The sequence below is a fragment of the Klebsiella sp. 28 genome, from assembly GCF_018223905.1.
GTDB lineage: Bacteria > Pseudomonadota > Gammaproteobacteria > Enterobacterales > Enterobacteriaceae > Klebsiella > Klebsiella pneumoniae.
This window is the reverse complement of the sequence record NZ_JAGRQY010000006.1, coordinates 25,143-36,804: the sequence shown is the minus strand read 5'-3', so window position 1 is coordinate 36,804 and position 11,662 is coordinate 25,143. Positions and strand designations below refer to the sequence as shown.

Annotated in this window: 11 protein-coding genes; all 11 read right to left on the bottom strand. The window is 48.3% G+C overall.

The features are described from left to right. Positions 1 to 13: 13 nt before the first annotated feature. Positions 14 to 109: a DinQ-like type I toxin DqlB gene (gene dqlB / locus KHQ28_RS29550; protein WP_004206884.1), complete on the bottom strand. Its 96-nt coding sequence runs from the start codon at positions 107 to 109 to the stop codon at positions 14 to 16. Between the two features lie 1,225 nt (positions 110 to 1,334). Next, positions 1,335 to 2,390, bottom strand: a complete 1,056-nt coding sequence (gene repA / locus KHQ28_RS00945) for a plasmid replication initiator RepA (protein ID WP_159174305.1) — start codon at positions 2,388 to 2,390, stop codon at positions 1,335 to 1,337. After that, positions 2,387 to 2,437 carry an IncL/M-type plasmid replication leader peptide RepB gene (repB, locus tag KHQ28_RS29665; protein WP_349809140.1) on the bottom strand — a complete coding sequence of 17 codons (51 nt, stop codon included), beginning with the start codon at positions 2,435 to 2,437 and terminating at the stop codon, positions 2,387 to 2,389. Before repB ends, repA begins: the two co-directional genes overlap by 4 nt. A gap of 250 nt (positions 2,438 to 2,687) precedes the next feature. Next, positions 2,688 to 2,936 carry an IncL/M type plasmid replication protein RepC gene (gene repC, locus KHQ28_RS00940; protein ID WP_015062836.1) on the bottom strand — a complete coding sequence of 83 codons (249 nt, stop codon included), beginning with the start codon at positions 2,934 to 2,936 and terminating at the stop codon, positions 2,688 to 2,690. Between the two features lie 56 nt (positions 2,937 to 2,992). Continuing rightward, a complete protein-coding gene (locus tag KHQ28_RS00935; protein WP_211777552.1) occupies positions 2,993 to 3,646 on the bottom strand; it encodes an ExcA in 654 nt (217 codons plus the stop codon). A 2-nt stretch (positions 3,647 to 3,648) separates the two neighbouring features. After that, on the bottom strand, positions 3,649 to 5,829 hold the full coding sequence (locus tag KHQ28_RS00930; protein ID WP_004187492.1) for a DotA/TraY family protein: 2,181 nt from the start codon (positions 5,827 to 5,829) through the stop codon (positions 3,649 to 3,651). Further along, positions 5,822 to 6,472 carry a hypothetical protein gene (locus KHQ28_RS00925; RefSeq protein ID WP_004187488.1) on the bottom strand — a complete coding sequence of 217 codons (651 nt, stop codon included), beginning with the start codon at positions 6,470 to 6,472 and terminating at the stop codon, positions 5,822 to 5,824. Before KHQ28_RS00925 ends, KHQ28_RS00930 begins: the two co-directional genes overlap by 8 nt. After that, positions 6,469 to 7,677 carry a conjugal transfer protein TraW gene (gene traW / locus KHQ28_RS00920; RefSeq protein WP_211777551.1) on the bottom strand — a complete coding sequence of 403 codons (1,209 nt, stop codon included), beginning with the start codon at positions 7,675 to 7,677 and terminating at the stop codon, positions 6,469 to 6,471. The genes KHQ28_RS00925 and traW overlap by 4 nt, the downstream gene beginning before the upstream one ends. Then, positions 7,674 to 10,724, bottom strand: a complete 3,051-nt coding sequence (locus KHQ28_RS00915) for a conjugal transfer protein (protein WP_045405150.1) — start codon at positions 10,722 to 10,724, stop codon at positions 7,674 to 7,676. Before KHQ28_RS00915 ends, traW begins: the two co-directional genes overlap by 4 nt. Then, on the bottom strand, positions 10,721 to 11,215 hold the full coding sequence (locus KHQ28_RS00910) for a hypothetical protein (protein WP_004187480.1): 495 nt from the start codon (positions 11,213 to 11,215) through the stop codon (positions 10,721 to 10,723). The genes KHQ28_RS00915 and KHQ28_RS00910 overlap by 4 nt, the downstream gene beginning before the upstream one ends. A gap of 45 nt (positions 11,216 to 11,260) precedes the next feature. Continuing rightward, positions 11,261 to 11,650, bottom strand: a complete 390-nt coding sequence (locus tag KHQ28_RS00905) for a DUF6750 family protein (protein ID WP_015062832.1) — start codon at positions 11,648 to 11,650, stop codon at positions 11,261 to 11,263. Between the last annotated feature and the right edge of the window lie 12 nt (positions 11,651 to 11,662).

Below are 11,662 nucleotides of genomic sequence, written 5' to 3'. Positions count from 1 at the left end.
GTTACGTTTCCGGTCAGTCAAAATACTGCCGGATCAGCTCCAGGACCGCTATCACAGCGTTAGACACTGCAACAACCGCCCGCAGAACGACGATTAACAAGTTAATCATCCGTTTGCTCCATACAGAGCAGGAACACCGCTGATCGCCCTTACACTGCCTGTCACAGCGGCTACCTCACGTCAATTGTTTTGGCCGTTCCCACTCCAGCCAGGGCATTGAAACAGCACCACCTGTTTTTCAACCAGGGCTTTAATCCGTTCACGCCGCGTAAGCGGGGGGCTGGAGAAGAACGTCAACAGATTGACCCGCGCAGTATACCCTATTCCGGGTGGTTTGCATTTACTGAACTCATGGCGTAATATTTAACCGTCAATTGTTTTGGTTGTTCCCGCCTCCATCCGGGGCAAAACATAAAAACCCGATCTCACCAGTCGGGTTTTTTTGTGCCTCCATCCTGGCAGAAATCGCATTTCCTCAAATAAGCGCCTAAAACGCTCTCTGTGGCCTTCACTTCAAAAAGAGCAACATTCCCCTGTCTTCACCCTTTTTAACGCGCCTGCAAGCGGCTGACGTGGATAACCGCGGCTAAATCTATCCTCTTTTCCCTGTTAATTTTAAAACTGACAGCAGACACTGGCGTTGATTGCCTGAAAGGCATTGCACGCCATAGCAGATGATTTTCCTGCCTGACTGCCTTGCAGATGGCTCTGTGGCCACATTACCCCCTGGCTACTGCGAGCGGGCGGTGTGACGTTAGCGGCGCACCGGGCGCGTGGGTAGTAGCGTTGACGTCAGGGGTGCGTGTCGCAGCCCTGCCGTCTTACGGGGGTGTTCTTAGTTACATCATCCATCATGCTTTTTTCTGCCGAGCCGTTGGCTCGGCGGGGAAAAGCACGGTGGGCCAAAGAAGAATCCGCACTGGAGGTTTCTGCTGGCCACCCTGCCCGGCATTTGCCGGGTGCTAACCTGGGAGCATAGCGACCATTCTGGCCGTCGTGCCGCATAGCGGCGCTGAAAGGCCAGGCATATTCCCATAATCCACAGAAAATTGAGCCTGAATAACAGTGATCTCTTTATTGAATAAACATCTTTTTAAAGAAGTTAAGAGTGTATTGCAGCTTGCTTTGACCACGATTGCAGGTGACTTTATTTCCTCCTTTGCGGATAACTGTGGATAGTGGTGATTTCGCTGCCGGTTATCCACCGGCGGCGCCAGAACGTCAAAAAATCACGATGGCCACACGTTAAAACTGGAGAAAATTTGAGCAGGTCGCGCCGGAAGGCCAGCACGAAAACCGCCTGGCGGCGGTTAGAAAATTACAGGGGGAGAAAATCAGTGATAAGCAGGGGGGCCTGCTTCCCTCTCCAGCCCCAGATCGAGCTGATACAGGTGGCTGCGTACTCGCTGGGTAAACTGATCAGGCGACAGCGCGTGCAGTTCGTCTTTCGGCAGCGTCCGTATCAGATGAACGGACATGGCGTAAGCCCGGTCGTCATAGGGCATTTCTGCCAGTGCTTTCAGCTTCTTCTCGCGCTTAGCCTTCTGAGCGGCTTCACGCCGGCGAACCAGTGTGGCGTGCATCATATTCTCATACCAGCGCCGGCGCGCCGCTTTGACAGAGATTTCTTCCGCCTGACCATGCTCATCGCGGGTTATCCAGCCTGCCGCTTCAGCGGCCACCTGTTCGGCCTGCTCCGCATACAGCTTATCGAGATCAACGCCAATTATCTTCCAGAGCCGTTCCGTCAGCACGACATGCTTGGGGAACCACTTGCGGTTAAACGGGTCCCATGTGACGCCTTCGGGCAGCTCCAGTAACCCGTACTCCATCATGTGCTGCAGCAGCCGGCAAACCCGCGGAACCGTCACCTTCCGGATCACGTTCCCTTCACTGTCCTTTTCGCTGAGCTGCCACGCCATTTTGCTGAGGTTGATAGTGTCTATATGAGTTGCCCGGTCAACCGTGCTGACCATAAGCGGCACGATGGCATCAAGCAGATTCTCCCGCTCCGGGCGGAAGTCCCGCTTCCGGCCGGCCTGCTCGCGCAGCTGCACAAAATACGGGTGGCGGCTGATCCGCATCCGCAGACTTAACGCGCCGGTTTTGCGATCGCGGCGAACAAGGCGGTTGTAGGCATGGCCAAGCTGGCCAGGGAGCTTTTTGAAATTGTCCGGTCGGTACCAGCTGGGTTCCGGGCAGAGACACGCCGTTGAGTGCGTACCGCGACGACGGCGGGTTTTGCGCACGGGTTTGGTGGCTTCATCAAGAAGCAGCTGCTGGGGTGATTCTTTAGGGGACTGGCTTTCAAGCCAGGAGATGAACTCCGGCGAAAGACCTTCTACTGACTCAATGTCAGAAAGCTGTAGGTATGGATTCTTTTGATTCACCAGCCCCTGCACATATTGGCCGGGCTGTATTGCAATAGGGTATGCATTTGCTATAATCCTTTCTGCCAGTGGGCAGTTTGCACCCCCTGATTCTATTCTGAGCCGGCCAAAGTTCTGAGATAGGATCAGGGGGTTTTACTTTTTGTGGCTCCTGCCACTCCCCAAGCGGTACATCTCCGGGCCGCTCTTCCCGTGCTAAATTCTGTAATAACCCCGTAAGGTTATGTAAACGCCGCTTAACATATCATGCGTTTCTAAGCGGGGCAATACCTGCGAACCCGCTTTTACATAGTAAGATCACTCTTCCGAATCGTCAAATTTTAATCCGTCATAATAGCTTTTAACAAGAAATTCAATAACTTCAGCCTGAGTGAGCTTTTTCACTTTTGTGATCTCTATCAACATTCTTTTTGCATCTTTGGGGAGATAAAGGTTTAACTGGTCGTGTGTTTCCCGGATACGGTTCCGGTACTCTCTCTGGAACTCCGGGTTACTCTTCTGTTCCTGGCGCTCAGTAACTCTGTTCACTACTTCCTCCCACAGCATACGACTATAACCACCTGAGTATACACAAAAAACCCGCCATATTCGGCGGGTTAAACTCAATAATTGCTGTTTATGAACCATCCAGCGTCTGTCAGTTTACTCTTCAGATGCTGATAGTTTTCATCCCTATTTTTATGCGTTCTACAGATGATTTCCATATCCCTGTACGCTTTATTGATATTTGGAGCTATGATCGTTATCGTCGTAAGCCCCGTATTTCGCAGGTTTATGATTAACTCCCTGCCGACTGACTCCCATGACTCGACTGTTTCGGCTTCAAAAAATAGCCGCTCACGTTTAATACTGGATGTGGCATACAGAGATGCTACTCCTATGATTCCAGTACTGAAGTCAAAGCCTATGTAAGTCCTCCGGGCCAGGTCATAGTGCTCGCAGTCCTTATGAGGCTCAAAGAAACCAGAGTTTTTCATTGAAGCAGTTACCTGGTAGAGCTTGCGGCTCCTGAAGTCCTTTTTCAACATCCAGATCAGCACTGCATCGATAACAAAGATACTGACTGTACTAAACCAGTGCTCCTGAATTGAACCGTCTCTAATCGTCCAGTATAAGCCGCTCAGAAACACGAAAGCGCTAACGAACAGAAAGAGGAATACAAACATCATCCAGAGCCATGATGCGTAGTATCCAAGCCTTTTAGGACGCGCATTGTTACTAATTTTCTTAAAGTCAGTGTTTGATAACGCATTCATATTTAAGCTCCTTTGATGCCGTCCTTGCTCTTATCTACACCTGCGTCAGGATTAAATTGCTTAGGGTTGTTACGGTTCATATTTTTGGCTCCACGACCGAACGCAGCAAAGATGTCATGAACATGGTTCTGCATATCACCCAACACTGAATCGTTCATCTTCTGTCCAATCCAGTTTATAACATAGTTCGGCATCCTCGCAGGAAGTGCAAATACGCGAGCCACCATACCTGTGCAAAGCCTTGCATATAACATCAAAAATCCGATCGATGACAGCAGGCCAGTGAAAGAGTCAGACTGGACCTGTTCCATAGCGAATTTAAACATCATGTTTAACGCCGTTCCCAAAGCTACGATGGCCAGTGAAGCAAAAATAAACCCCATTACCATGAGCATCGGCCGAATCATTACATCGATAAGGAACACATAACCATATGTACTCCGCTCATCATTACTCTGGCCAATATTGATATGGGTAGCTGCCCACAGGGAAGACGCCAATACACCTGTCATAAGCGTAACCAGCCAATCTGCCATAGCTACAAACCAATAAATCATCGGTATAAACGGCAGCCAGATAGACAGCGCAAGACCGATACCAAAGAGGCTATAAAACAGCGGGTAAACCAAGAACGAAACCGATTCTAATACGCCTGCAATAGCATCTCGAATCCCTGTAAGTTTGTTCATCATTCCCGCAGCAAAACCGGGTAGACTCTTCCCTTCTGAAACCTTCACTGCAACATTGATAGCGGTCCAACTGGCGAGTCCAACCTCAGCTACACCTAACGTGTAATCGCCGATAGCTTTCATTTTGAGTAAAGGGTTGGTCACGTCACTGTAACCATCACCAGTGCCGTAGTTACTCGTTGCAAGCCAGTTTGTAACGTTGAAGTCGAAAATTTTTGTAATAAGGGACGTTCCGTCTCCAGTTGTGGCGGCATTTTCAAGGCTTTTTTGATCAATGTTCCTTGCAAGTGCGTTAGATTCGGTGCCAAGAGGCGGCGTATAATTACTATTTTTCAGTTGAGAATGGTAAGCCTGGAACAAGCCTTTAAAGTAATCGATAGAGCCGATATCGCCATCATTACTCATTCCTGAAACTACCGGCTTCAGGTTAGCAACATCTTTCATCTCGGTATTCGCAGTAGCTAATGTGTGATAGTACACACCAAGATATAGCCACCCTTTCTCTTTGATATCCGACTCCATTTTTTGAACAATTTCGTCATCACCGGCTGCTGAATTAGCAGCGTGTTGAACCTGAAGTTGATAATCACGCGCAGCAGTCTGGATCGCGCTTTCAACATCAGGCAGCTCACCGTCCCCGGAACGCATTTTTGCCATATATGCTGCATTAAACTGTTCTGCAGCAGTCTTCATTTTTCCCCACAACGTGTCCGTAGCTTGTTGCTGAACGCTGTAGACGGAATCCGCATAACCGCTAGCGAAGATAGAAGTCCATCCTGCTGGACGTTGTGGGAGCGAAACGGTCCCACATACAGCTGAGCCGTTGTTTACAGATATCGAATATGTGCTATCACCTGTTTGGTATTGCATTCTGGCATTATTCTCATAATGTTGGCCAGAAGCCTCCATTTGAGCAATCCCCTGATTTACACCCAAAGCACAAAGGTTTGTTTCAAACATCCCTTTTGCAACAGACGCCATTTCTGGCATAACAGGGGCTATATAGACAGCTTTACCACTCGCTAATTCCGAAGCCGTTTTGTCTGCAATAACATTGGCAGATCCTACGCCAATGATTGAACCGCACCATAGAAAAAGCAGCTGCGCCACAGACCAACCGACAACGGTAGGTACAAGCAACAACCACCCAAAAGTCGTTTTAACAATTTTGAATGCGTTGTTGCCATCACCCTCAATAAAACTTCCCAACTGACCTGCCTGGTGAAGTTTCTTAATGCTGATTATCCCCATATAGACGAGGGCAAGAATCGCTATAACTTCGTTGACAGTGAAGAAAACGTTATTAAGCAAGCCATCGCCGGAAGGGCTAAACGGATTATTAACTACCTCACCAAAAACGGTATGTAACATTTGGCGCGATAGGTCACCTGAACGTTTAGCCGCTTCAGTTATGCCATCAATCCCCAAATCCGCTGAATACGAAGGCGACGCCACAACGAAAAGAGATAGAAGCAACCTTTTTAATTTACTCATGTGGCCCCCGCTCTTGACCAGCCTGCGAAAAATTAAATGTATTACGCACTCCCCCATCATTAAGGAAATAACGTAACGTACCTTGCTCTGCATCGGAGTGAGCCTGGTTTCGTAACTGCCACCCCATGAACTCACATGTGAGAGCCTTAATGAAAGCAAAGATCCCCGCAGCAAACAGGACGCCACAGGTGAGAGTTGCTCTTAACAAGCTCATGTTTGGTGAGCCATTTAGAAGCAATCTGGCATAACCAGACGTTAAAAAAAGCAGAATGAGGACTAATGCAAAAAAACAACAAAGCCAGTATTTCTTGTATAAACTGGCCTTATCCAACAATTCTGATATAGGTCTATTGCTCCGTTTCATAACTTCGGCGAACGGCTGATTTGCATCAGAATCAACAGGTGGACCATCAAGGTTTTTTATTTGCTTCTTAACGAATGAAGCCCGCTGAAAGAGCAGGCTGAATGTTTGCTTTACTGACGCGATAATGAAATATATATCGCTGATGCCAGTTATATAATATATCGTTCGTTTAGCCTTCCCTTCCGGGAGGTCATTGACTCCTGTTACAACATCAAGCCCTTTTTTTAATTTCCCTGATTTAGCTGTGTCTTTATCCCCTGTTTTATTTTCGTCGGTCATTTTCTGGATACTCCTGCGTTCACACTCTCCAGCTGTGCTGCCAGCATCGGTTTGTATGTTTGATATGCATCGTTCGCCAGGATCTGGCCAAGCAGCACATTTTGTTTCTCCAGCTGCTGTTTGGTTTTCAGCACTAACCAGTTGTTCAGATTGGCGATATTGATTTGCTCACGCATCAAATCTTCGGTGTTCTTGTTGGTCAACGTCGCCTGGTAAGCAGGGTTGCTGTAACGGCGACCTACTTCGAATTCCTCAAACTCTCTGGCAGACATACGGTTAAGCTGTTTCGCCCTGTTACTGGCCGTCGCCTGGAAATAGGATTCGACTTCCGGCACTTTGCGCGCATCTGCAAGCGCGGCATCAGTGGCCGGGTTCGGTTTGGAGTTGGCGATCATTTCCATCTGAGGTTGTGCGGCCGCGTCGGTGAGCGCCTGGTATTGCTGAATCATGCCCAGGTAAATTCGCCCGCTGGCGCCTTTAACTTCCCCACGACTCAGCTGACGACCAGCACTGCGCAACGCGGTATTTTTCATATAGCGCAGCGCCGCATCTGTCTGCTCATCTGTAAACGTCAGATCAGGTGCCTTGCCTTCTTTGCCGGCGCCATAAAGTAACGAGCTCAGCGACGTATCTGCCCGCGGCATGTCAGATACACTTGGGCAGAATGAAGTCCCGCCAAATGCAGCATAATCCGAACTGTCGCAGTACTGGCTGTGAACTTCGGCCGTTGAAGATGCATCCACGTCGGTTGCGCGTGCCGGCACTTCAAAAATAGCCTTAACATCTTTCGCAGAACTGGCGCTTCCCAGCGTTCGCTGACCGCCAGCGGCCGCATAGGATACCCCCGCGGCGCCACCGCCAATAGACTGCGCACAGATATCATCCGGAACACGGTACTTATCCTGTGCCTGCAGCAGCCGGTCATTACGTTTTTGCTCGACTTCGAACTGTCGGTTAGTTTCAGCCACCTGCTGCATTAATGCTGCCTGGCGATCGCCCTGCTGGCTGATTGCCGTACCAATGTTAATCAGCGTGGCCTGGATATTACCTAACAGGCCATTAGCTGTGCTCAACGCCGGCATAACCTGCGTTGAGATGGGAATGCTGCTGTTAACGTTGACCGTATAGGCAAATGCTGACTGTACGCTGAAGGCCAGAATTGAAACGGCCATCACTGACCGTTTTGCGTTTCCGATTTTTATCATCTGAATCCCCTTCTCACATCAGAAATGATTTCTTTAGCGAGCTTCATCGCCATAGTTTGTGATTCTTCTTCAGAATCACGCTCACCACCCTGATTGACCACCATTTCATCAATGATACTTGATGCACTTCCCATAGGGAATCTATTTGCTAATTCTTCCCTTGCTTTTTTCGTTCCCAGCTCTTCATAAAGCACATCTCTGAGCGCTCTGTCTTTTGCAGATGAGTTCAAAGCCCAAAGCAGTTTTGGTCCTAATGTGTTTTTCAGAATGTGGCAAATAAGACCACGTTTTGTTTTAAAAATACCGAGGAATGCAGTACCACTTCCGTCCGGATAAACCCCTTGCGGAAGTTGTCTGAAACGACGCAGGATATCGGCAGGTATGTTGATCTCTAATTGCTTCAGATACTCTTCATCGCCTTCCGTCAGGCGCATCATAAACAGGCTGTTCATGGTTTTAAGCACGCTCGAAGGCATATGGCTCAGATACTGAGACGAGAACGCGGTACGAACGTTGAACTTACGATCTTCAAGGTCAGCGGTATTCAGCGCATTTTGAATGAAGTCGATGCCGGCAAAGTTATGACACTCATCATAAAAGGTATGTTTAACCTCTTCTGAGAGTTCCCTGATGCGCGCCAGGTGATAAGCCCTGTACTGCTCCGGTAAAGCTGGAATGAAGGTTTCTGCGGACTGAGGCAGGTAGTAGTTACGCACAGCCATCTGGCGCGCAAAAAGATACATAATGCCGGATTTGAGCTTACCTGCAGGTGTCGTTCTGTCACCGAGGACGTTTTGCATATCCAGGATCGCAATGCGAGTCTCCGGGCTGAAATCGTAAACCGTGATCCCAGAGAAAATAGCATACTCAGCAGCAGCAGCCCGGAAACAACGTGTAACGAAGCCTACAACAGGCTCGCTCCCATTGACTTTTACGTCATCGTATTGGCTTTTAAATTCTTGTTTTTGTAGTTCCGCAATAAAGTCGTGAATGGTTGGTACAGCATAACGCTGAGCAACCGTCGCAGCATGAAGATATTTTTTGGCAAACAGCTTATCAACGACTTCCCACCATTTAGCTTTTTCAAACCAGTCTTCACCGAGTTCTTTATCCAGTCCGGATTCTTTCAATGCTTCATTAACAACCGGGTCGTTATACTTAAACGGATTTGCATTGGTATGAGCTTTTGCTTTGTATACGTTTGATACAACTTTACTGACTATTTGGCCAACGCTCATTGCATCTGGCGGCTGGCCAATTGCCGGGTCAATACAGAATGCGTTAAGCATCTGTTTTAAGAATACTTCCTCAAACTGCGTCAGATACCTTGAGCCTAACTGCGTATCGCAGATGTTAATACAGTGCGATTCGTCATTGTTCAGGGTGATACTGGCAATCTGGTGACGTTTCTCTGCCGGCAGCTCAGCGCTAATCAGATCGGCGATACCTTTTGCACTGTAGCCCTTATCAATGATGGTCAGATAAGGCAGTTTTTTATCAGCCCGGTAAATCGAACTCAGGTTAAGGCGGTTGGCCAGCACGCTTTTACCGGAACCTGGAACACCGGTGATGACATCGGTAAATTTCTCCTGCAGGGGACTGGCGATTTGATAGGGGAACAGCTTGCCATCGAGCGTGATGAAGTTGATATTGCCTTTACCATGCCAGGGACTGGCCGGACGTTCAAAAGGTAACATCCGCAAGCCTTCACTCAACGGCGGATAATGCAATGAGCCAGGTGTGGCCGTGGTCAGCCCCGGAACGGATGCAATCAGTGCGCTACCTGGATTGCCATATGTCTTGGACACACCTGATACACCCCAGCCTTCAATCGCCTTAGTTAAAGCCGCCAGGTTGCGTTTGGCTTCATCCTTAGTGTCGCCCCAGGTGGCAAAGTTGATGGCCATGATAGCCGTTGGATCGGTTTCGCTCTGGGCCCGGACATAATCCATATCACGCGCGATATTACCGAGTGAGGGAATGAAACGAAGGAAAGATATGATTACTGATGGCCAGAACAGTGCTTTTTTGCCCCCGCCTATAAAGTCATATTTTATCCGGTACGGGATTTTCCGGTTAATCGCGTTGAATAACTGCTTAAATTTGACAGGGTGAAGTGGTGGTAACTCAAGGGCAACAGAGCCGTAATACTTACCATCACAGTAAATCAGGCCACCATCTTCTTCCAGTTCCCCTTCCATGATCTGGATATTCAGCCGCGGCGGCAGCACGGAGTCGATATTGTCTTTCCGTGGGGCGCCATAAATTCGCAGATTTTGGTCAAACGGCGTGCGAGGGTACCAGTTTTCTGATGTTGAATTCCGGAACAGCATCTGACGCATCATTGCGCCAGCGTGTTTGACATCAAGGACATCAACCAGAAGCCCCATTCCCGATTCATCATCCCCCTGAAGCATACCAATCAGGCGCCACAGCATCGCGTCATGCGTGATCTTCAAACCTTCAAGCTGAAATTCGATTGGGTTCTGACTGAAGCGCGTCTGCGGGATATCCTTCAGTACGCCGGCAGCTTTTGCCTGTTCGTTTTTAAGTTCATCCTTCGCAATCATCCCCTTCGAGGTATACAGCACGATGTAAGCGCGTTCACGGCTGTAATGAGCGGCGATTTTTTTTGCGTCATCGGCGATCAGGTCTTTAATGTCTATCTGCAGACGCTCTATTGCTGCTACCTGCGGTTTATAAACATTATTCAGCTCTTCCTGGTTCTTGGTAAAGTCGCGTTCGAACACCACAGACAACTTATGGCCGCTGTTAATAAAGGAATTCGACAAGGAGTTTGAAAGGTGCATGATGAAGTCATTAAACGACTTCTCGTCAAACGATGATTTAGCGCCCTGAACCTCAATAACGGTAAGAAAATCGTTGTTCTTAGTGGTCAGAATGTACGGAGCCCTGATTTCAGGATGCTCAATGCGATCCTGCGACGTAAGCCCTACAACCGTTGTCAAATCACAGTATTTTAACGAGTCATTTGATGTCAGATTGCGTGAGATACCTTCGATCACATCCTCAAAGAAAGAAATCATTTAAAACCTCTCTTACCCTTGTAAATTTCATTCCAGTCACTTACATCCGGCAATTCGTCTGACTCTGCAACAGAAGTGACAAACTCATCGTCAAAATTCATGGGAAGTAACTGATGGTGTTTTTTTATCAGGTGCAGTAAATCGTATCCATCATCACTGCCGGTTTCGTTTAGAACTACGTCAGTTGTGCTGAGCAATATCTGTTTAAGTTTCTGCGCCTTTTCTCGGTAAGAATCGTCCGTTGACTTTTCCGCCTTTGCAATTGAACGAAACAGCAGGCTGTAGAGTTTTCGGTTTGTATTTCTCTTCAGCAGAAGTCCGGTTTGAGTCTCTAGTTTCATTTTCTCCGGATGTTCGAGCGACAGGCATACAGAGCAAAGCATTCTCTCTTTCTGTCCATCTTCTGCGAGGGAGAAAACATCTTTGCTCTTTATCCCGCACACATGGCATCTGGCAGGTTGTTCATTCCTGGTGAGCTTAAAATCTTTCATGAGGGAACTCCGATATTGGCCCCGCAAGGCGGGGCCGAAGGGACATTACAGGGTTGCGTCAACGCCAACAGTTGAACCAACAGAAGAGATCCATGCGGTCAGGCCGACCAGGCAGGCACCAACAACCATTGACCAGAAGATGAAGCTGCCACTGATATCTTTCCCGCGTTTGTTTTTAAGGAAAAGAGAAACAAGCCCGACAATAAAGAACACAACACCAATGACTTTACCGCCGGTAATCAGACCAGGCTGGGTACTGGCAAGACCTTCCGTGAAGGTATTGATTTTCTCCCAGATAGTCGTTTCAGCCGCAGCCTCTTTGCTCAGTAATGCCAGCGGCAATACCACTAACGATTTTGCCACCGTTCCGCGCAGCTGATACGCTGCGATGGATGCAGATAATGCCTTGTCTTTGATAAGTTTAACAATTTTCATAAAGTATCCTTT

What these genes read in the sequence shown, in the direction of transcription:
- dqlB (WP_004206884.1), bottom strand. Translation starts at nt 109, where the DNA reads ATGATTAACTTGTTAATCGTCGTTCTGCGGGCGGTTGTTGCAGTGTCT.
- repC (WP_015062836.1), bottom strand. Translation starts at nt 2,936, where the DNA reads ATGCTGTGGGAGGAAGTAGTGAACAGAGTTACTGAGCGCCAGGAACAG.
- KHQ28_RS00935 (WP_211777552.1), bottom strand. Translation starts at nt 3,646, where the DNA reads ATGAATGCGTTATCAAACACTGACTTTAAGAAAATTAGTAACAATGCG.
- KHQ28_RS00930 (WP_004187492.1), bottom strand. Translation starts at nt 5,829, where the DNA reads ATGAGTAAATTAAAAAGGTTGCTTCTATCTCTTTTCGTTGTGGCGTCG.
- KHQ28_RS00925 (WP_004187488.1), bottom strand. Translation starts at nt 6,472, where the DNA reads ATGACCGACGAAAATAAAACAGGGGATAAAGACACAGCTAAATCAGGG.
- traW (WP_211777551.1), bottom strand. Translation starts at nt 7,677, where the DNA reads ATGATAAAAATCGGAAACGCAAAACGGTCAGTGATGGCCGTTTCAATT.
- KHQ28_RS00915 (WP_045405150.1), bottom strand. Translation starts at nt 10,724, where the DNA reads ATGATTTCTTTCTTTGAGGATGTGATCGAAGGTATCTCACGCAATCTG.
- KHQ28_RS00910 (WP_004187480.1), bottom strand. Translation starts at nt 11,215, where the DNA reads ATGAAAGATTTTAAGCTCACCAGGAATGAACAACCTGCCAGATGCCAT.
- KHQ28_RS00905 (WP_015062832.1), bottom strand. Translation starts at nt 11,650, where the DNA reads ATGAAAATTGTTAAACTTATCAAAGACAAGGCATTATCTGCATCCATC.